The organism is Aeromonas sp. ASNIH8 (assembly GCF_002919855.1).
GTDB lineage: Bacteria > Pseudomonadota > Gammaproteobacteria > Enterobacterales > Aeromonadaceae > Aeromonas > Aeromonas caviae.
Genome location: NZ_PQLN01000059.1, coordinates 1 through 21,437, shown reverse-complemented (window position 1 = coordinate 21,437; position 21,437 = coordinate 1). Strand labels below are relative to the sequence as shown.

Genomic DNA, 21,437 nt, shown 5'->3' with positions numbered 1-21,437 from the left:
TTAACCTTTCACGCCGCCTGCGGTCAGACCACCCACCAGCCAGCGCTGGGCGAGCAGGAAGACGACCGTGATGGGGAAGCCTGACAGCACGGCGGCTGCGGCGAAGTCACCCCACAGGTAGTTCTGCGGATAGAGGTACTGCTGAGCCCCGACCGCCAGGGTCAGATTGTTCACATCCTGCAACAGGATGGAGGCCATGGGCACCTCGGTGATGGAGCCGATGAAGGCCAGGATGAACACCACCGCCAGAATGGGCACCGACAGGGGCAGCAGGATCAGGCGGAACGCCTGCCACGGAGTAGCGCCATCGATGGCCGCCGCCTCCTCCAGGGAAGAGTCGATGGTCTCGAAGTAGCCCTTGATGGTCCAGACGTGCAGGGCAATGCCCCCCATGTAGGCCAGGATCAGGCCGCCGTGGGTGTTGAGACCCAGCCAGGGGATGTAGTCACCGATCTTGTTGAAGAGCGCGTAGATGGCCACCAGTGCCAGCACCGCCGGGAACATCTGGAAGATCAGCATGCCCTGCAGGATGGTGGACTTGCCACGGAACCGCAGACGGGCGAAGGCGTAGGCACAGGTGGTGGAGAGCACCACTATCATCAGGGCGGTGATGCCCGCCACCTTGATGGAGTTCCACAGCCAGGTCAGCACCGGGAACGGCGGCGGCGTGATGCTGCCATCGGCGTTGGTGATGGACATTCCGAGCGCCAGCTTCCAGTGATCCAGGGTCGGATTGGTGGGGATGATCTCCCCCACCGAGAAGTTGCCGTTACGGAACGAGATGGCGATGACCATGATCAGCGGGAAGATGATCAGTGCCAGGAAGCCCCACATCACCAGGTGGGTTGCCCACACCCGGTATTTGACTGATTTGGGTTGTACGATTGCCATGTTGAAGCCTCCTTACAGTTGCTTGTCGGCTTTGGACAATTTCAGGTTGAGCAAGGCCAGCGCACCCACGATGAGGAAGATGGCGGTGGCGATGGCACTGGCCAGACCGTAGTCCTGACCACCCGAGCCCTGGAACGCGATCCGGTAGGTGTAGCTCACCAGCAAGTCGGTGGTCCCGGCCGGCGTGGTGGCCCCGATGATGTCCGGCGCCCCGTTCGTCAACAACTGGATAAGTACGAAGTTGTTGAAGTTGAAGGCAAAGGATGCAATCAACAGCGGTGTCAGCGGCTTCATCAAGAGCGGTACGGTGATCTTGAAGAAGTTCTGTACCGGCCCCGCCCCGTCCATGGCAGACGCCTCGTAGAGATCTTCCGGAATCGCCTTGAGCAGGCCCATGCAGAGGATCATCATGTAGGGGTAACCGAGCCAGGTGTTGACGATGAGGATCATCACCTTGGCCAGGAAGGGATTGGTGTACCAGTCCGGCTTGATGCCGAAGGCCGCTTCCAGGAACAGGTTGATTTCACCGAAGTTCTGGTTGAACAAGCCCTTGAACACCAGGATGGAGATGAACGCCGGTATCGCATAGGGCAGGATCAGCATGACCCGGTAGAAACCACGCCCCCTGAGCTGCTCCCACTGCACCAGACACGCCAACACCATGCCAATCGCCAGGGTGAACGCCACCGAACAGGCGGAGAAGATCACGGTCCAGACGAAGATCTGCATGAAGGGACTCTGGATACCCGGGTCCGTCATGATGCGCATGAAGTTTTTCCAACCCACGCTCACCACGAAACCGGGGGCAATGCCCTTGCCGACGAAGTGACCTTCCGCATCGATGTACTGGTAGAAGCCGGTGTCACCGTTGGGCTGCATCAGCTCGCCGCTCTGGTTGTCACGCAGCAGGTTGCTGTCCTTGATCATGACGCCGGACTTGAGCACGGCGCCGTCGACCAGCTGGGTATAGAGCTGTTTCTGGGCGGCGAACTTGCGCAGGCTGCTCAGGGTCAGATGGATATTGCCTTCGGGCAGTACCACATCCAGGGCACTCAGGTGGGTGCGGTGATCGACGATGGCACGAATGGGCGCCGCCTTGTCGGTCGCCTCCCCGGCCAGGGGTTGCAACTGAACAACCTGGGGCTCGTCACGGACCCGTCCTTCACGGACGGCCAGGGTACGCGCCTTGTTGTTCAGCAAGGTAAGGGGTTGACTGATAAAGGATTGGTCGTCCTGTTTCAGCAGCAGCTGAAACTGATTGTTCTCACCACCCAGGAGGGTGAAATCGAATTCACCGCCGGTCACCTTGTAGGTTTTTTTCAGATGGTAATCCCGTGCCTGCTCAAGGGAGAGCAAGTTGGATCCCGAATAGTTGGTGAAGGCGATGCCGATCGTGTAGGCAAGAGGGAAGATGATAAAAACAACCATGCCTGCCACACCGGGGAAAATATAACGGTGGGCATAGGTCTTCTTGTTCATGAAGACATAGAGACCGACGGAGACGACCACCAGATCGAGCAGGGCAAATACCCACTCGCCGCTGGCATACATCATCACGGCCGCATAACCATTAAGCACTGCGATCAGTGCCGCCATGGTCCATTTCAGCCAGACGTACTTGTCTTTCTTCGGACCGGCATAGGATTCGATAGAAGGTACTACTTCCATGCCAATTAACCTTTATTGCGCCAAGAGAGATTGAGAGAGTGGGAGGCCCGAAGGCCTCCCGGGTAGTGCATGCTTACTGGACGATACGCTTGGCAGCGGTATCCAGGGCTTCGTCAACACCCTGACGGCCAGAGGTGATGTTCTTGAGGGCGGTTTCGAAGGAGGACCAGAAACGGCTCATCTCGGGCACGGACGGCATCGGTTCGCCGTTCTGGGCGTTCAGCATGGTGGCCTTGATGTTGGGGTCGGCTTCCAGGGTCTTCTGGAAGGACTTCAGGGCCACGGCACCCAGCGGCTTGTCGGCGTTCATCGGCGCCAGACCGGCATCGGTCAGCAGGTAGTTCTCGAGGAACTCGATGGCCAGATCCTTGTTCGGGCTGGCGGCGTTGATGGTGGCACCCAGTACGCCAACGAAGGCCTTAGCGGGCTTGCCTTTCAGGGTCGGCAGCTGGGCTACGCCATACTTGATGCCGCTCTTGTCCAGGTTGCTCCAAGCCCAGGGACCGTTGATCATCATGGCCACTTCGCCCTTGTTGAACTTGGCGTCCATCACACCGTAGTCAATGCCCTTCTCCAGGTGACCGGATTTGATCATCTCGGAGATGTAGCCGACGCCGGCCTTGGCACCTGCGTTGTTCACGCCGGTGTCTTTGACGTCATAGCCGGTGGCGGTCTTCTTGAAGGCGTAACCACCGTTGGCAGCCACCAGGGGGTAGCTGAAGTAGGGGGTGTCATAGGCCCACATGATGGCGCGCTTGCCATTTTTCTTCAGGTCTTCGTCGATCTTGGCGATCTCTTCGAAGGTCTTCGGCGGGTTGGGCAACAGATCCTTGTTGTAAATCAGGCTGACGGCTTCTACCGCGACCGGGTAGCCATAGGTCTTGCCATCGACGGTCATGGCATCCCAGGCGAATTGCTCGAACTTGGCCTTGGTGGCGGTATTCGGGGTCACGGGAACCAGCAGACCGGACTTGACCCACTCACCGTAACGGTCGTGAGCCCAGAAGAAGATGTCCGGGCCGTTGCCGGTGGCGGCGGCTTGCTGGAATTTGACTTCAACCTGATCCGGGTGGGCGACGGTGACCTTGATGCCGGTTTCGGCTTCAAACTTCTTGCCGACTTCGGCCAGGCCGTTGTAGCCCTTGTCACCGTTGATCCAGATGGTCAGCTGACCTTCATCAATGGCAGCAGTGGCAGAGCAGGCCACGCCCAGGGTAGCCAGACCGATCAGGGATGACAGCAATTTCTTTTTCATGAGCCTTTCCTTGTATTAGTTCCGCGCTGTAAGAGCATTGTGTGCAGATGCATATTATCCCAAGCAGTCAATGCCTCACATGACACGCCTCGCATTTTTGAAATGCAATTACGTATTTTCTTCCAGAAAGTTATGAAAACATTTTCTTATTTCAGCGACTTAGGAAGGGATATCCCCATATTTTTGCCAAGATATGGAAATTAAATTACAGAAAGGAAATCAATTTACGTCATTGAAAGGGATTTCACCCCACTGAAAACCCTTTCATTCCCGATATTTTGTTCAATGTGTTAACAAAAGTACTGAGGTGGTTTCCATCTACATCACCCCCTTAAATAAAAAGGCACCGGAGCGGACTCCGGTGCCTTTTTGCAAGAAATGACGGCTGGATCACATTACGACTGGCGCAGCAATTGATCCTTGAGATTGGGCGGGACTCCCCTGATGGTCAGGGTGTCGGTCTGGGGATCGTAAAAGACCCGGCTGTTGAGCAACTTCTGCTCGAAGCTCAGAGTCAGGCCGCCACCGGAGCCCACAAACTTGGTCAAGCCCCGCAGGGTGGAACGGTCCGCCGGGAAGCGCTCCTCCAGCTCGTACTCCTGACCGATGAAGCTGTAAAAATCGAGGTCCCCATCACCGGGCAATTCCGCCGACAGCTCCTTGATCTCGATCTCCTCGCCGGCGCTGGCCTGCTCGGTGCAATATTTGAAGACCTGCTTCTTGTAGTCATTGCGCTCGGCCGGTTCGAGCTGGCGGCTGTCGCAGTAATCGTCCACCGCCTGCAGCAACCCCTTGTTCTGGATCTTGGCATCCATGCCCTCCCGGGCCCCCAGCAGATCCATGAAGAAATCCCCCAGCTTGCGACCGACCCGGCCCTTGCTGAAGGTGATATAACGACGCGAATCCCCTTGGGTTTTCCACTCGGTGAGATCGATGCGGGCCACCAGATTGAGTTTGCCGATATCCAGGTACTGGATGTGGCGCAGCTCCAGCGCCTCGCTCACGGTGACGCTCTCCTTGCCTTCCAGCAGGGCGATCATCAGGTAATCCACCCCCACATAGTTGTACTTGGCAATCAGCAACACCCCCTGCTCGTCCAGGGCATGCTCCACCAGCTGCTTGACCAGCATCTGGGTCAGGTTGACGGAAAAGGGGACGAACTCGGTCTGCTCCGCCAGCAGCTGCTCCAGGGCGATGCGAAAGGCGGGGGAAGGCTGCTTGGGGGCGTCTTCCCCCTCCGCCAGCTCGGCGACGGCGGCCTCGGGATCGGCGAAGAAGCCAAAGCCCTTTCCCCCCTTGCCGTTGTAGATGCGATGCAGCTCCGCCATCAGCCCTTGTACCGCCTCGTCGGCAGGCAGGGTCTGGCTGCGGGTATCGGCGTGGGGCTGGCCATCGTTGCCCGCCCGCAGGGAGTGAAGAATGATCTTGTCGATATCGAGACTCATGTCACAAAGCCATAGTGTTAGCCGAAAGGGTGAAGTATTATAAGGCGCTTTGAACCGAGGTGAACCCAAGATTATGCCCATCGTATCAAAGTACAATAACGAGCAGTTTGACGCCCTGATGAACGACCTGATCACCGCCCTGGAGAAACACAAGGCACCGGTGGATCTCAGTCTGATGGTCCTTGGCAACCTGACCACCAACATCATCAACGGCATGGCCCCGGCCCAGCGCCAGGCGATCACCGAGAAGTTCATCCAGGCACTCACCGCCTCGGTGGGCCATCGCCACGATGCGCACTGAGTTTCTTCGCATTCTTTGATGTTTTTCAAGCAGATGGATCATTATGGTCGAAACCGGCAACCCCTATCGCGATAATGTCTCTCGCCTGATCACCTGGGGGCATTGGTTCTCCTTCTTCAACATCATCCTGGCCATGCTGATCTCGACCCGTTACCTGGGCGCCATCAGCTGGCCGTCGACCACGCTCGGCGTGACCTATCTCGTCATCAGCTGGATAGGTCATTTCTCGTTCCTGAGCTTCGTCACCTATCTGCTGACCATCTTCCCCTTGAGCTTCATCCTGCCCAGGGAGAAGCCGCTGCGCTTCATTTCATCCATCATCGCCACCCTGGCTCTGGTGCTGCTGCTTATCGACACCCAGGTGTTCCAGCTGTTCAAGTTCCACTTGAATGGCCAGGTGTGGCAACTGCTGCTGGATCAGGCGCAGACCGAAGAGGGCTCTATCTGGAGCATCATCTTCGTGGCGGTGCCCGCCATCTTCCTGCTGCAACTGCTGCTGTCGGCCTATGTGTGGCGCAAGATCAACAAGCGCAAACGCCGCCAGTACGGCAATCAGGTGGGACTGGCCCTGCTGGTCTGCTTCATCCTGACCCATCTGGTCAACAGCTGGGCGGATGCGACCCTGTATCAACCCATCACCATGCAGCGCGCCAACTTCCCCCTCTCCTACCCCATGACCGCCAGGAGCTTCCTGGCCAAGCATGGCTGGCTCGACCTCGAGCAGTATGAGAAGAAGGCCGAAGATCAGGGAAGCGCTGAGCACCGTCTGCTCTATCCCTTGCGCCCCCTCAGCGTGAGCGCACCCAGCGATCACAAGAACCTGCTGGTGGTGGTGGTCGACTCCCTGCGAGCCGACATGCTCAACAACATCAACATGCCCAATTTGCAACGCTACGCGGACAACCACTTCAATTTCCGCCAGCACATGAGTGGTGGCAATGATGAAGCCATGGGGATGTTCAGCCTCTTCTACGGGCTGCCCGGCCACTATTACGGGGACATCCGGGCCGACAAGCGCCCCCCTGTGCTGTTCGACGAGATGCTGCGTCAGGACTACCAGTTCGGCCTGTTCGGTGCACTGGAAGATGCCAAGCAGTATCGCCAAAGTCTGCTTGCGGGTCTGCGCAAGCAGGTCTTCGTCTCCCGCCAGACCGATGACCGCAGGCTCATCGATGACTGGCAGCAGTGGCTTGGCACGCGCACCGCGGACAGACCCTGGTTCTCTCTGGTCTATCTCTCTAGCCCGGGGGATTATCAGGTGCCAGCCAGCATCAAGGGCCCCTTCCAGCCCGAGTTGACCCGCTTCAACCCGGCCACTGCCTATCGGCCCGAGAACCTGCAGAAGCTGGAGAACCGCTACAAGAACGCGGTCTTCTATACCGATCAACTGCTGGAGCAGATGCTGACCCAACTGCAATTGCAGGGGCTTGATGATCAGACCATCGTCGTGGTCACCTCCAACCACGGTCAGGAGTTCAACGAGACCCAGAGCAACAGCTGGGGCTATGGCAGCAATTACTCGACCTATCAGGTGCAGGTCCCTCTGGTGCTGGCCTGGCCTGGTGCCGAACCTGCGCCCCAGGCGCAGGCGAGCAGCCACCTGGATCTGGTACCTACCCTGATGAAGAACATGCTGGGTGTACGCAACCCCTATCGTGACTACAGCACGGGGCGCAACCTGTTCGAAGCCAGTACACGCACCTGGCTGCTGGCGGGGGATCAGAATGACTTCGCCATCTATCAGGGCAACACCATCACCCAGTTCAACAAGCAGGGGGACTTCGAGCTGCTGGACCGCGACACCTATCGCCCCATCAAGCACGGCACCCCGGACATGGGCACCCTGATCCAGGTGATGAACGAGCTCAATCGCTTCTACCGCGCCCCCTGATCTGCGCCAGTCCACCTCCTTGAGCCCGCCCCTATGGCGGGCTTTTTCTTGCCCGCACCACACCCGTCCTCCTGTTTCTCATGGCGTCATTCGCAAACGTATGCCACCACCTTACTGATTTAACTCTCAAAAAATTCAATTCGATCAATATCATAAAAACAAAATGATAATGATTGTCATTTATTGATCTGCTTGACTCCCTCTGCAATAATCCGCGCCCTCAGGCTTAAATAATAATTATTCTCAAATATGAAAATTCGACTTCTTCACTACTGGCCCATGCTGCTGTCCGGTACGGCGCTGGCTGCCAGCGATCCCGCCGGGGTCGACACAACGGACATGCCCCCCGAACTCAAGGGGCGCGAAACCATCGTGGTCAAGGGACAGCGCATCGAGCAGAAGCTCTCCGACGTGTCGGGTTCCATCACCGTCATCACGGAGGAGGATCTGGATCGCCAGGTTGCCACCGAGCTCACCGATGTGTTCAAGAACGAACCCGGCGTCTCGGTGACCGGCTCCGCCGGCCGCCCCCAGAACATCATCATCCGCGGCATGGGCGGCAACCGGGTGCTCATCATCAAGGACGGGGTGCGGGTCAGCGACGGTTTTGGCGCCGACGACCTCAACGACAAGGTGGGCCGCTTCAGCTTCGATCTCGACGATGTCAAACAGATAGAGGTAGCCAAGGGAGCCGGTTCCTCCCTCCATGGCTCCGATGCCATCGGCGGCACCATCGTCATCAGCACCAAGCAGCCGGAAGATTACCTTCAGGGCCAGGATGCCTATCTCGGCAGCAAGGTGCTGCACGATGGCAACAGTGACAAGCAGAAGCTGAGCGCCACCGGCGCCGCCCGGATACGGGATACCGAACACCTGCTGCGCCTCTCCGGCTGGCAGGGACATGAGACCGCCAACTACGACGAGAGCCGCATCCCGGCGGATCTGGATGGCCTCAGCGCCTCCACCAGCTCTCGCATCCAGCTGAACGAACATCATCTGCTGCGCCTCGAACTCGACTACTTCGAGGACAACGCCGAACGGGATCAGGGGCCGCGCGAAGTGCCCCAGCCCGATGGCAAGTGGCAGGTGCGCCAGTACCACGAGCAGGGCAGCCAACGCACGCAGGGGGGAAAGCTGGCCTGGGAGGCGAGCAACCTCGACACAATACTGGCCGACAGCCTCACCTGGAGTGCCTACGGCAATCACTCGAAAAACACCGCCAACAAGCGCAGCCTGCTGCAAAACGATCTGCTGAGCGGTTATCCGCGCTATCGCAGCGAACGGGAGCTCGCCACCTTCACCGAAGACAGGATCGGTACCGAGCTGGATGTGCGCCGGGATCTCGCCACCGGCCCTCTCGCCCATCAGCTCAGTTACGGCATCGAGCTCGAGCGCACCACCCACGAGCGGCCGGTGGAGAAGCTGAGTCTGGAGGCCGGCATTCCCCAACCCGGCCAGTCCGCCCCCTTCAGCCGCGCCCGTACCGACAGGGCCGGAGTCTGGCTCGGCGACGTGGCCAGCCTGGGCCAGTGGCAGTTCACCCCCACCCTGCGCATGGATCACCAGTGGCTCACGCCGCTGGACGGCAGCAACGACAGCAACCACAGCTGGCACCTCTCCCCGAGCCTGGCCACCAGCTACCGCTTCAACGACCAGTGGCGCAGCTGGCTCAGCTACGCCAACGGGTTCCGGGCGCCTTCCTACGACAAGGTGTACGGCAACATCCCCCACTACTTCGCTCTGCCACCCTTCGAGATCATCGCCAACACCGGGCTCAAGGAAGAAACCAGCCACAGCATCGAGTGGGGGCTGAGTGGCGAGGGGGACAACTGGAGCATCAAGCCAGCGCTCTTCTACAACCGCTACTACAACTTCATCGACTGGCGCGAGGTGGGGCTGCGCCTGAGCGATGGCGTCATCCTGCGCCAATATCGCAACGTCGCCAAGGCCGAAACCTGGGGGGCCGAACTCGCCGCCAGCTACTGGCTGACCCAGGAGTGGGAGCTCGCCACCAAACTCGGCTGGGTCGATGGCGAGGACAACAAAGGTGAAGCGCTGCGCACCCTGACGCCCCTCGAGGGCAACACCCGTCTTAGCTATCAGGCCAATGAGTGGAGTCTGGGCATTCAGGCGGACTATGCCGCTGCCATGAGCCGGGTGCCCACCTGCGGCAACAGCCTGACCGGCCGCCAGGGGGACTGCCTCGAAAGTGCCGGCTGGCTCAGTTTCGCCCTGACGGCCGACTGGCTGGTCACCGACGCCCTCAAGGTCAACCTCAAGCTCGACAACCTGTTCGACACCCGTTACACCCGCTATCAGGATGTGGCCGGGCTGGAAGCCGGGACCGATGCTTCCCTCTTCACCCAGAGCGGCCGCACCCTGAGTGCCAGCCTGCGCTACACCTTCGTGGGGATCTGATGCACAGCCTATTGATCCTGGCCAGCCTGCTGGCCACGCCGGCCCCCGCCTCCCCCCTGCCTGAGGCAACCCTGGAGGCTGCGCCCCTCATCCCCGAGCGCCCGCAACTGATGAAGGGGGAGATAGCCCGCCTCGATCCCTATGGTGGCTGGCGTGACGACAGCCGCCAGGATCCCGCCCTCCTGACGCTGCTGCGCGAGCAGAACCGCTGGACCGAGCAGCAGCTCGCCGGCCAGGCGCCACTGGTGCAGCGCCTGCAGACGGAGTGGCAGGGCCGGGAGCGGGGTGAACCCGTGCCGGACGACTGGCTGAGCCAGGCTGGCAGCCAGTGGCGCATGGAGGCGGACGGCAGCCTGTGGCAGCGCAGCGACGCCAATGACGCTCCCCGAAAGCGGCTGGCTCCCCGCCAGCCGGCCGAGGGGTATTACGAGCTCGCCGCCTGGGCCCTGCACCCGGACGGGCAACTGCTTGCCCTGGCCGAAGACCGCAGGGGAGATCGGGACTACCGCATCACCCTGCTGGATCTGGCGAGCGGCGAGACACTGGCCTCTTTGCCTCACCGCGCCGGCGATCTGCTCTGGAGTCTGGATGGCAAGACCCTCTACACCCTCGTCAACGAGCGCCAGACCCTGCGCCCCTGGCAACTGCTGGCCTGGCAGGATGGCAAGGAGACCCTGGTGTATGAGGAGCGCGATCCCGCCTGGCTGCTCGGCCTCTATCGCACCACGGATCGCCGCCACCTGGTGCTGCAAAGCAACAACCACGACAGCTCCGAGCAATACCTGCTGGACGCGGGTCGGGCCGACCTGCTCAAGGGGCGCGAACGCGGCCTCGAGTACTACCTGGATACCCAGGGGGACAGGGTGCTGCTCAAGAGCAACCGGGACGGCGCCCTCGGCCTCTATCAGGTGGCCGACTTGAGCCTGGTGGCGAAGGGAGAGTGGCAACGGCTCTGGTCCGGCGAGGGCCGGGAACTCGAGAAGTGGCGCCTCTTTGCCTGGCACACCGTGCTGCAATACCGCAAGGAAGGGGATGACTGGCTCGATGTGCTGGATGCCAAGGGTGCGTTGATCCACAGCCTGCCGCTCACCGATGGCGCAGGCACGGCCTGGATCCAGGGCAGCCAGGAACCGGCCAGCGACAAGGTGCTCATTCGCCGCCAGGGGATGGCCGAGCCACCTCACCAGCGCTGGCTGGATCTCGCCTCCGGCGCCTGGGAGGGGACACCCGAGACCAGGGACACCTCCCCCTATCAGAGCGAGCGGCGCTGGATCGCGGGCAAGGACGGGGTCAAGGTGCCTGTCTCCCTGGTCTGGCGCAAGGGCATTACCCACCCCAGGGCACTGCTGCTCTACGGCTATGGGGCTTACGGCACCCCCATGCGCCCCTACTACCAGCCCCGGGTGCTGAGCCTGCTGGATCGCGGCTTTGTCTACGCCATCGCCCATGTGCGCGGGGGCGGTCTGCTCGGCGAATGCTGGTACCGGGAGGGTCGTGGCCGGGACAAACAGCACAGCGTGGATGATTTTCTCGCCGTGGCCGATGCCCTGGCACGGGATCCCGCCATCGATCCCGCCCGGCTGTTTGCCATGGGCGGCAGCGCCGGCGGCCTGCTGGTGGCAGCGGCACTCAACCAGGCGCCCACCCGTTTCGCCGGGGCCGTGCTGCAAGTTCCCTTCGTCGACCTGCTGAGCACCATGCAGGATCCCGAGCTGCCCCTCACCCGGCAGGAGTACGCCGAGTGGGGCAATCCGGCCATCCCGGGTGACTATGCCGCGATGCGCCGCCTGAGCCCCTACGACAACCTGCACAAGGCCCCTTATCCCCCCGTCTATGTGACGGGCGGCCTGCACGACAGTCAGGTGCCCTACTGGGAACCCCTCAAGTGGATAGCCCGCCTGCGATCCCATAGCACGGGAACAGGCCCCTATCTGCTGCGCACCGAACTCGACGGCGGCCACCTGGGCGCCCCCAAAACGGCGGCGCTGCGTGCGGCGCAGGAGTTTGCCTTCCTGCTCACCCTGGCGGGCGTCAACCACTGACCCCTTGTCCTCTTTTTCTGGAGTGAACCATGAAACCCTCTTCCCTGGCCCTCTGGCTGGTGGCAACCCTGATCTCATCGCCGCTGCTGGCGGCCGATCTGCAGTTTGTCGATGACCCCCCCCTCACCACGACGCCGAAGCGCTGGCTCGAGCAGCGCCTCGGTGTGCTCCTCGCCCCCGATTACGACAGGGCCAGCCTGCTCGGCCACCATTACAGCTTTCGCCAGCTGGTGAACGGCCTGCCGGTGGCCGCCACCCAGGCCGCCGTCAGTGTCGACGGGGACGGCCGCCCCTGGCGCCTCTACCACAACCTGCGCCCCTTGCAGAGCACAGCGCCCGGCTGCGATGCCAGCGGCACCCTGGATCCCCTGCTCGCCACCCTGCGCACCGACGGCAACCAGATAGAGACGCTGGGGCCGGTCGAAGCCTGGTACTGGCGAGACGGCGATACCCTGGTGCCTGCCCTGCGCCAGCGGGTGCGCGAGCACAAGGCAGGCAATGCCAAGGCCAGCCAGGTGCAGCTGTTTGCCCGTTGCGACGGGGAGCAGGAGCTTGGCCGTCTCGGGGATCAGGCAACTACCCGCCCTCTGCATGTCGCCGACGCAGGCGATATGCAGGTTCAGACCCGGGTGTTCGACCCCGATCCCCGCACCCGCCTGCAGGACGCCAGCCTGGTCTGGCACGACGCGCTGGTACTGGCAGAGACCGCCTATCAGGATCCGGTTCCCCTGCCGGTGAGCCTGCAAGCCGGGCAGTATCGCCTGAGCGGCCCCCATGCCAGGGTGGTGGATGTCATGGCCCCCGAATCGGCCCCCTACAGCAGCAGTGACGTGCAGGGTTTTCGCCTGACCCGGGACGATCGCGGCTTTGCGGACATCAACGCCTACTACCATCTGGATCTCGCCCAGCGCCACCTCAAGGCGCTCGGCTTCACCGATCTCATCCCCGGGGCGCTGACATCGACACGGACGCGGGCTATCAGGACAACTCCCTCTACGATCCGTTCGAACGCAGGCTGGAGCTGGGTCGCAGCGGCGTGCCCGATGCCGAGGATCCCATGGTCATCTGGCACGAGTTCGGCCACGGGGTGCAGCACCACATCCTGCCGGATCTCGGGGAAGAGGGTGACTGGGGAGCCATCGGCGAGGGCTTTGGCGACTACCTGGCCGCCAGTCATCGCCAGCGCAGCGAAGCCGGTCGCCAGTTCGAACCCGCCATGGTGTTCAACTGGGATGCCCGCTTCACCGACCGCACCCCGCGCCAACTCGACGATCTGCGCGCCCGCTACCATCCGGACTACCGCTACCCCGCCCACCGCACCATCAACGGCAGCAACGGGGATCAGCTCTGGGGCACCCCGCTGTTCCAGGCCCTGCTGACGGCGGTGGCCGAGCACGGCGAGGCGGCCAGGGACGAGTTTGATCGCGTCATCATCGAATCCCACTTCGGCCTGGGGCCGGCCATTCGCATGCCGCAACTGGCCCGGATCACCGTGGATACTGCCGCCCGTCTCTATCCGACGCGAGCCTATGCCCGTCTGCTGGAGCAGGCATTTCGCCAGCACGGGCTGCTGCAAGCTCCCGTCAATATCGCCCTCGCCGAGGGGAGCGCCATCCCGCTGGGGCAGCGCCAATCGGTGCAGCTGACCCTCAGCAACCCGGGCAAAGGGGAAGTGACCCTCAACGAGCTGGCCCTCACCCTGCCAACCGGGTTGCAGGCCGATCCTGACAACTGGCAACCAGCGACCCTGGCCGCCGGTGCCAGCATGACCACCACCCTGCGCCTGCTGGCCCAGAGCCCGCTCGCCTGCGGCGACGAGGCGAGCCTCTCGGTGAATCTCGCCATGAGCGGTACCAGCCCCACCGAGCGCCAGTGGCAGCAATCCCTGACCCTGCCCATCGGCACCCCCGTCATCAGCCGGGCCAGTGGTCGGTCACAGCGACTGAACGATGCCCAGAGCGAGGAGGTGCGCGGCCTGAGCGAAACCAGCCTGCTGCTGGAGAAGAGCGATGCCCGTGTGAGCGACAGGCTGCAACTGAGCCTGGATCTGCAGCACGAGGTGTTGGATGAGCTGGAGATCTGGCTCAGCTCCCCCGCCGGCACCCGGGTCCAGATCTGGGACAAGGGTTACAGCCCCCTGCCGAGCCTGAAAGGGGTCTTCCCCACCGAGTTGCAGTCCCTGCAACCCTTCAGCGCCTTCGAAGGAGAACCCCTGGCCGGTCGCTGGACCCTGGAGGTGGTGGACAGCAAACCGGGCAATCAGGGTTTCCTGAACGGGTGGAGCATCAGTCAGCGTACCGGCGCCCAGTGCGGCAACATCGTGCCCGTGCCGGATGACGGCATCATCCGCTTCGATACCTCGGACAGCAGTGGCGGTGGGGCCTTCCCCCTGCTCTGGCTGCTGCCGCTGGCCCTGTGGCGCCGTCTGCGTCGCCTCTGACTCTCCCTATATAAAGAAGAGAGGGGCCAAGGCCCCTCCAAGGACACACCATGACCATGAGAATGACCCCGATCGTCTGCCTGCTGGCCCCCCTGCTCAGCGCCTGTGGCGGCGGTTCGGACGAGGCTCCCCTGACCGCGCCGGACTACCGCCTGACGGTCAGCCTGCCCGCTGCGGGCACCCTGTGCATCAACCTGAACCAGAACGACGGCTGCGAAGCCAATGAGCCCGCCGTCAGCGGCGAGGCCGGAGCCCACTCCCTGACCCGGCGCCACCCTGATCTGCTCACCACTCCCCTGCTGTTCATTCCGGCGGATCCCGCCGCCCTGCCCCTGGCCCACCCGGCGGCGCGCCAGGACAACCAGCACCTCACCCCCAGCCCCCTCAGCACCCTGCTGCAGACGCGTATCTCGGACGGGCTGCCACCGGCTCAGGCCCTGACGGACGTACTGCTCGCCCTGGCGCCCCTTCACCCCGGCCCAGATCTGGCGGCCCTGGCGCAGCTGGGCGACTTCAACCGCGCCCTCGCCGAGCTGGCCCTCGCCGCCTTCGATGACGAGGCCACCCTGCCCACCTTGGCCGCCAGCGAACGCCGCCTGCAGATCTGGCAGGGGCTGGTCACCCTGCTGCCCGAGCTCGCCCGGCACTTTGCCGCCAGCCCCGAGCTACTGAGCCAGCAGGCCAGACTCGCCGCCGTGCTGATGCAGCAGCAACCTAGGGCGTTGGTGACCGCCAGCGGCGTCACCACCTACACGGACGGGGTGGATTACCTGCTGACCCAGGAGCCTGCGGATCACCCGGGCCAGGAGGCGAGCCTGGGCCAGGCGCCCCTGCGCTATCGCAAGCTGGACGGCAAGGGGCAACCCCTGGCGGACAATGCCGACGAGTGGGAGTGCGTGGAGGATCTCAATACCGGCCTCGTCTGGGAGAAGAAGCTCGATGATCCGGACAGTCCACGGGATCTGCACAAAGTCTTCGCCTGGGAGTTTGGCAACTATCACCCCAGTCAGGCGGAGCTGGATTATGCCTGCCCCGAGGGGGAAGCTATCTGCTCCACCGAGCAGTATCGCCAATGGCTAAATGGACAACGACTCTGCGGCATAGGGCACTGGCGCCTGCCCACGGCCCAGGAGCTAGGCAGCCTGCAACACTACGGCTCCCTCGCCCGCCAGGATGGCCAGCTCGTCACCCTGGATGTGCGCTACTTCCCCGACGTCGGTCCCTCGAGCGGCGACTTCGATGGCAGCTACTGGACCCAGACCCTGACCCCATCCCGGCGCCTCGAGAGCGTCCCCATCGCCGTCATCAGCCCTCAGTTCCTGGGGGAGGATGCGGGCACCGATTACCCCTATGGCGTCCAGAACGAAAATGAAATCAATGCCATACAACTGCGCCTTGTGGCCGAGGTAACCCGATGAACAAGTATCTTCTGACCCTGCTGCTCACCCTGTGCAGCCCCCTGGCACTGGCCATCGCCATCTGCGACGACGCCCTGCCCCGTACCAGCCCCACCGCCCGTTTCCAGGATCACGGCAACGGCACCGTCACCGACAGGGGCACCGGTCTGACCTGGATGCGCTGCCAGCTCGGCCAGACCTGGCGCAACCAGAGCTGCGAGGGGGAACCCACCCGCCTCTACTGGCAACAGGCACTGCAGACGGCGGAACGGATCCGCACCGAACCGAGCCATGCCCTGTATGGCTTTGGTGGTCATCACGACTGGCGCCTGCCCACCATCAAGGAGCTCGCCAGCATTCTGGAGTCCGCCTGTTACAAACCGGCATTGAACGAAACCATCTTCCCCCGCGCCATGGCCGGGGATGGCAAGGAGGTGAACGACGGCTATGTCTATCTCTGGTCCTCCACCCCGGTGCCGGCCCTTCAGGGCGTCGCCTACCTGGACATCACCAGCGGCTCCGTCGCCCAGCGCGCCCCCCGCGCCTGGGCGAAACAGGTCCTGCTGGTGAGGTGACAGCCTGGACATGGGGGCCACCCGGCCCTCTGTTTGACACGATGCAAGAAGCGCCAGGGTGACCCTGACCGTCAAAAAAGCATCAAATTGCGTCATGTGATGCCTGTTCAGGGCGGTTTTGCACGCCGCAGCGCTGGCATGAAACCGGCAGAGCGGTTAGTCTAGCGGCGTTGAACCAATCCCAAGAGGTACAGATGAAAACCGTGTTGCGTTTTAGCCTGCTGGGCGCCTTGTTATTGGGTGGCCATGCCTTCGCCGCCGAACCGAAAAAATTTGATATCAGCATGTTCCCCGCCGCCGAAGTGAACCAGGAACGTGTCGTGATCCGTCTGCCGGAAGTCGAGAACGAAGCCGACATGATGGTCGAGCTGCAAGTCGGCAAGAAGATGCTGGTCGACTGCAACCTGCCCCGCTTCGCGGGCAATCTGGAACAGCACAGCGTCAAGGGCTGGGGTTACAACTACCTGACCCTGGGCCAGGTCACCGGCCCCGTCAGCACCCTGATGGCCTGCCCAGATGGCCAGAAGAAAGAGAGTTTCGTCCAGATCTACGGTCAGGGCTTCTTCGTGAACTACAACTCCAAGCTGCCCTTCGTCATCTATGTGCCCCAGGAGTACGAGGTGCGCTATCGTCTGTGGCGTGCCGACAACCTGGCACAGCCAGCCATGATTGAGTGAGTGCCGCGCACTCGGGTTCAGCTCAGTCATGATGATAAAAAGGCGCCATACGGCGCCTTATTTTTAGCTTCCGAGCCCGTTTTTGAGCTGTTTTTCCTGTACAAAATCTGACATAACTCCACTATTTTTCAGGCTTTTTTGTGCAGCGCACCGCAAAATGCCCCCTCGGGATGCGACAAACCCTGTTCGATAAAAGATATTTATTAACATAGTAAGAAAATTGATTTTGCACTCTGCGACGGCCTGATGATACTTGCCCGCAAAGGTCAAACTAACCAGAACAAGAGCACTATGAGCTTCGAATCAGACAAGCGTTTCAACGACTTCAAACATTTTCCCCGTGGCCTGCGTCGCAGTGGCGAATTCACCGTGGCCGAAGCGGACAGTCTGGAAAAATATGGCACCGTGATGCTGGCGCTCTATCAGGGCAACCTGGCCCCGCGCGATGACGTAGAAAGTGCCTTTATCGAACAGGTCAAATCCGGCGCAGCCGGCAACAACCCCCACGCCAAGGTGTGGTTCAAATACCTGAAGGTGATTGGTCCCAAGCGCGTGCACCGTCTGTGCACCGTCGCTGGCGGCGCCAATGAAGATGCTGGTGGCAGCTTTGAAGGCGGCGGTGGCGGCAGCGACGAGTCCCTCGATTAATGGATACCGAGCTGCTTCGGACCTTCATCGAGGTCAGCAAGACCCGGCACTTTGGCCGGGCGGCTGAAAATCTCTACCTGACCCAGTCGGCGGTGAGCTTCCGGATCCGCCAGCTCGAGCAGCAACTCGGGGTCAGCCTGTTTGCCCGTCATCGCAACAACATCCGCCTGACTGCCTCCGGTGAGCGTCTGCTGCCCTACGCAGACGCCATTCTGCATACTTTGGGGCGCGCCAAGCAGGACGTGGCCCTCTCCCCCGGTTTCAGCCAGCAGCTTGCCATCGGCGCACCCGCCGTCTTCTGGGAGCTCGACTTCAACGACTGGCTCAACCATGTCTATGCCCTGGCCCCCGGCCTCGCGGTGCGCCTCGAAACGGCCTCCCGCGAGCACCTCTGTCGCCAGTTGCTGGAGCGCTCCCTCGATCTCGCCCTGCTCTCCGAGCCGACCAAGATCGACGAGATTGCCCTGCACCCCATCGGCGAGCTGGTGTTCGAACTGGTGAGCCGGGAGCCGGCCGCAAACGCCGACAGCCTGATGCAGATGCCCCACATTCATCTCGACTGGGGCACCAGCTTCGAACCGCCATCGAGCCGGTTGCAGAGCCTGCAGAAGACCCCAGTTCTGCATTCAAGCTCCGCCAGCATGGCCCTGCAATTCGTGCTGGCCAACGGCGGCGCCGCCTACCTGCCAAGGCGCATGGTGAGCCCCTTCCTGGAGCAGGGGCAGCTTCATCTGGTGGAAGGGGGCCAATCCCTTAGCCGCCCGCTCTACCTCGCCTATCTGGAGAAATCCGACCGCCGGGAGCTGATCGATCAGCTGCTCACCCTGCCGCTGGGCTGGCATGACGCCGACTTGCGTCAACCGCCTGCCGAATGAAAGAGGGCGATTTCACGCCCAGACCTGTGTTTTCATCTACCCTGGTTATCAGTGCAGCACAAACAACATGAAAAAGGGGCCATCAGGCCCCTTTTGTATGGATGTCTTTGTGCATCAGCCGTGATGGCGACGGTCGTTGGCCTGGGCCAGCAGGGTACGGCTCTCGCGCAGGAACTCCTCCGCCCGCTCGCCGAAGAAGCCGGAAACCTGGCTGAAGGCCTCGATGAAGCCCTCTCTGTCGCCCCGCTCCAGCAACCCAAGCGCCTCGCCGAAGTTCTGGTAGTAGCGGCGGATCATCGCCAGGTTCTGGGGCGACGACAGTATGATGTCGGCGTAGAGATGGGGATCCTGGGCAAACAGCCGTCCCACCATGGCCAGCTCCAGCCGGTAGATGGGAGAGCTTAAGGCAAGCAGACGGTCGATGTTGGCCTGCTCCCGGGAGAGGTGCCAGCCGTAGGCGAAGGTGGCGAAGTGGCGCAGCGCCTGAATAAAGGTCATCGCCTCGTCGTGGGCCCTGGCCTCCACCTGCTGCAAACGCGCCCCCCAGATGGTCATCTGCTCCAGCAGCCACTGGCTGGCGACGGGATCGCGTCCCTGACAGCAGACGATCACCTGCTTGGCGAGGCTCGCCACGTCCGGCCCGAACATGGGGTGCAGCCCCAGCACCGGCCCCTGGTGTACCGCCAGCATATGGGCAAGCGGTTCACTCTTGACGCTGGTCACGTCCACCAGCAGACAGTCCGCCGGCAGGTTGCCGAGCCGGTCGATCACCTGGCAGGTGACGTCGATGGGCACCGCCACCATCACCAGCCCGGCGCCGTGCAGGATCTCGTCGGCGCGTGGCCAATCGGCCTGCCCCAGGGTTTCAACCCGGTAGCCCGAGAGGCTGAACAGGTTGCCGAACAGGCGGCCAAGCTGCCCCTGGCCACCGATGATCACCACCTTGCCGAGCTCAGGCTTCATGCACTTGAAGTGGTGCTCCTTGTCGCTGGCGGACTCCAGAATATAGGACTCGCGCATCACCCGGCGCAGCACGTCCTCGATAAGGTCCCCCGGCACCCCCAGTACCTCGGCCTCGGCGCGGCGGCGGGCCAGCATGCTCGCCTCCCGATCCGGTGCATAGATGGGCAAGCCGTGCCGGCTTTTCACTTCCCCCACTTCCCCCACCAGGGCGAGACGAGCGGCCAGCAGATCAATCAGCTGCTTGTCCACCGCATCTATCTTGTCCCTGAGGGCATTCAACTCTTTCGCCATGTCCAGTCCCTGCTGGCGCCGCCCGCAGCGACGCCCTGTCATTCAAGAGGCAACAAGGTATCACTGCGTGGGCAGTGATACCTCGATGGTTCAATCAGTTGCAACAAGATACCACGGCTTGTGCCGATGTTCTGGCCAAAAGTGGTGCCGCCAGCTGGCTGTGGCAGCGGGCCAGCAGCGCATCCGTGGTCTCCCAGTCGATGCAGGCATCGGTGATGGAGACGCCGTAGCGCATCTCGCACTTGGGCTGCTCGCTGGACTGGTTGCCTTCGAACAGGTTGGATTCGAGCATCACCCCGATGATGGAGCGGTTGCCCTCCTGGATCTGGTGAATGACGTTGTCGGCCACCTTGGGCTGCAGCCGGTGATCCTTGCTGGAGTTGCCGTGGCTGCAATCCACCACCAGACCGGGCAGCAGGCCCGCCTTCTCCAGCGCCTCTTCCGCCAGCGACACATTGACCGAGTCGTAGTTCGGGTGCTTGCCGCCGCGCAGGATCACATGGCCATCCGGGTTGCCCTGGGTCTGCAGCAGCGCGACCTGACCCTGCTGGTTGATCCCCATGAAGGCATGAGGACTGGAAGCGGCCTGCAGCGCATTGATGGCGGTGCCGAGGTTGCCGTCGGTGCCGTTCTTGAAGCCGACCGGCATGGAGAGGCCGGACGCCATCTCCCTGTGGGTCTGGGATTCGGTGGTGCGGGCACCGATGGCCGACCAGGAGAAGAGCTCCGCCAGGTATTGCGGGCTGATGGGGTCGAGCGCCTCGGTGGCCAGAGGCAGCTCCAGCTCGGCCAGCCAGCAGAGCAGCTCGCGGGCGCGGTGCAGACCCAGTTCCACGTCAAAGGTGCCGTCCAGGTTCGGATCGTTGATAAAGCCCTTCCAGCCGACCGTGGTGCGCGGCTTCTCAAAGTAGACCCGCATGACAATGTAGAGAGAGTCCTGATAGGCGTCATGCAGCGCTTTGAGTCTGGTTGCGTACTCTTTGGCGGCGTCCATGTCGTGGATGGAGCAGGGTCCACAGATCACCAGCAAGCGGTGATCGCGACGGTGGATGATGTCGGCGATGGTATTGCGGGCCCCTTGCACGAATGCCAGCGCGCGATCGGAGATCGGCAGTTTCTCCTTGAGCTGGGCAGGCGTGATCATCACTTGTTCGGACTGGATATGGATGTTGTTCAGGGGATCTCTTTGCATCTTCTCATTCTCTCTACTGTTTCAAGCCAAGGGCGCTGACCGTATATTTTTGTTTACACAAGTCAGCACTTTGTTACGCAACCGCCCCCACCTTACCAAGGAAAAACAAACAATCAAGTGAAACTAGCGTCTTTGCACGCTGACAGATGGATAAATGACCAATAATGCAGAGTGAAACAACTCAAAAGTAGCGACACGCGAGGCCAAATCAGACCCAAATCGTAAATATTTAATTACACCCATCCATTTCAATATCATCTCTCTGCCCCCTCTCATGACCCCTTATCCGACCCCTCATCCCGGCGATGACCCCGGGCACAAAAAAAGCGGGGCACCTGGCCCTAATGCCGATCAGTTAAGGATCCATTGACCGATCCTCAGGCTGTGTAAGAATCCGAAACTCCTTGTTGGGTTTCGGATTTTTTTATGCGTATCGACCAAGCTCTCGACTTCATTCACGCCTGTCCT

The 21,437-nt window shown here is 61.8% G+C and carries 15 protein-coding genes and 1 pseudogene; 10 read left to right on the top strand and 6 right to left on the bottom strand.

The window, feature by feature from the left end:
- From malG to yejK, 4 genes are all read right to left on the bottom strand, one after another.
- Entirely contained in the window at window positions 1–891 is an 891-nt protein-coding gene (gene malG, locus C3418_RS15315; RefSeq protein WP_010674251.1) for a maltose ABC transporter permease MalG, read from the bottom strand.
- Window positions 892–903: 12 nt separating this feature from the next.
- Window positions 904–2,559 carry a maltose ABC transporter permease MalF gene (gene malF / locus C3418_RS15310; protein ID WP_049637099.1) on the bottom strand — a complete coding sequence of 552 codons (1,656 nt, stop codon included), beginning with the start codon at window positions 2,557–2,559 and terminating at the stop codon, window positions 904–906.
- A 73-nt stretch (window positions 2,560–2,632) separates the two neighbouring features.
- The gene (gene malE / locus C3418_RS15305; RefSeq protein ID WP_041212786.1) at window positions 2,633–3,814 is read right to left on the bottom strand and encodes a maltose/maltodextrin ABC transporter substrate-binding protein MalE; all 1,182 of its coding nucleotides are present in this window, start codon (window positions 3,812–3,814) and stop codon (window positions 2,633–2,635) included.
- 395 nt (window positions 3,815–4,209) lie between these two features.
- The gene (gene yejK, locus C3418_RS15300; RefSeq protein ID WP_039038628.1) at window positions 4,210–5,259 is read right to left on the bottom strand and encodes a nucleoid-associated protein YejK; all 1,050 of its coding nucleotides are present in this window, start codon (window positions 5,257–5,259) and stop codon (window positions 4,210–4,212) included.
- 73 nt (window positions 5,260–5,332) lie between these two features.
- On the opposite strand from yejK, the gene C3418_RS15295 reads away from it, so the two are divergent.
- The 10 genes and pseudogenes from C3418_RS15295 (at window position 5,333) to hdfR (ending at window position 18,523) form a co-directional block, all read left to right on the top strand.
- Entirely contained in the window at window positions 5,333–5,560 is a 228-nt protein-coding gene (locus C3418_RS15295) for a YejL family protein (RefSeq protein WP_039038627.1), read from the top strand.
- A gap of 43 nt (window positions 5,561–5,603) precedes the next feature.
- Window positions 5,604–7,451: a DUF3413 domain-containing protein gene (locus C3418_RS15290; RefSeq protein ID WP_010674246.1), complete on the top strand. Its 1,848-nt coding sequence runs from the start codon at window positions 5,604–5,606 to the stop codon at window positions 7,449–7,451.
- Between the two features lie 279 nt (window positions 7,452–7,730).
- Window positions 7,731–9,869: a TonB-dependent hemoglobin/transferrin/lactoferrin family receptor gene (locus C3418_RS15285; RefSeq protein ID WP_162726572.1), complete on the top strand. Its 2,139-nt coding sequence runs from the start codon at window positions 7,731–7,733 to the stop codon at window positions 9,867–9,869.
- Complete coding sequence (locus C3418_RS15280; protein ID WP_103858822.1) at window positions 9,869–11,911, top strand: prolyl oligopeptidase family serine peptidase; 2,043 nt, start codon at window positions 9,869–9,871, stop codon at window positions 11,909–11,911. The genes C3418_RS15285 and C3418_RS15280 overlap by 1 nt, the downstream gene beginning before the upstream one ends.
- 29 nt (window positions 11,912–11,940) lie before the next feature.
- Window positions 11,941–14,351: pseudogene (locus tag C3418_RS15275) on the top strand (proprotein convertase P-domain-containing protein).
- A gap of 50 nt (window positions 14,352–14,401) precedes the next feature.
- On the top strand, window positions 14,402–15,769 hold the full coding sequence (locus C3418_RS15270) for a DUF1566 domain-containing protein (protein ID WP_103858821.1): 1,368 nt from the start codon (window positions 14,402–14,404) through the stop codon (window positions 15,767–15,769).
- Window positions 15,766–16,323: a DUF1566 domain-containing protein gene (locus tag C3418_RS15265; RefSeq protein WP_043155288.1), complete on the top strand. Its 558-nt coding sequence runs from the start codon at window positions 15,766–15,768 to the stop codon at window positions 16,321–16,323. Before C3418_RS15270 ends, C3418_RS15265 begins: the two co-directional genes overlap by 4 nt.
- A 194-nt stretch (window positions 16,324–16,517) precedes the next feature.
- Entirely contained in the window at window positions 16,518–17,000 is a 483-nt protein-coding gene (eco, locus tag C3418_RS15260) for a serine protease inhibitor ecotin (protein WP_010674240.1), read from the top strand.
- Window positions 17,001–17,291: 291 nt separating this feature from the next.
- A complete protein-coding gene (locus C3418_RS15255) occupies window positions 17,292–17,648 on the top strand; it encodes a DUF413 domain-containing protein (RefSeq protein WP_010674239.1) in 357 nt (118 codons plus the stop codon).
- On the top strand, window positions 17,648–18,523 hold the full coding sequence (gene hdfR / locus C3418_RS15250; protein WP_039038620.1) for an HTH-type transcriptional regulator HdfR: 876 nt from the start codon (window positions 17,648–17,650) through the stop codon (window positions 18,521–18,523). The genes C3418_RS15255 and hdfR overlap by 1 nt, the downstream gene beginning before the upstream one ends.
- A 114-nt stretch (window positions 18,524–18,637) precedes the next feature.
- Here hdfR and tyrA read toward each other — a convergent pair whose 3' ends face one another.
- Both tyrA and C3418_RS15240 read right to left on the bottom strand, forming a co-directional pair.
- Window positions 18,638–19,777 (bottom strand): bifunctional chorismate mutase/prephenate dehydrogenase, encoded by a 1,140-nt coding sequence (gene tyrA, locus C3418_RS15245; RefSeq protein WP_102948242.1) that lies wholly within the window; start codon window positions 19,775–19,777, stop codon window positions 18,638–18,640.
- A 94-nt stretch (window positions 19,778–19,871) separates the two neighbouring features.
- Window positions 19,872–20,969, bottom strand: coding sequence for a 3-deoxy-7-phosphoheptulonate synthase (locus C3418_RS15240; protein WP_103858820.1), 1,098 nt, complete (start codon window positions 20,967–20,969; stop codon window positions 19,872–19,874).
- Between the last annotated feature and the right edge of the window lie 468 nt (window positions 20,970–21,437).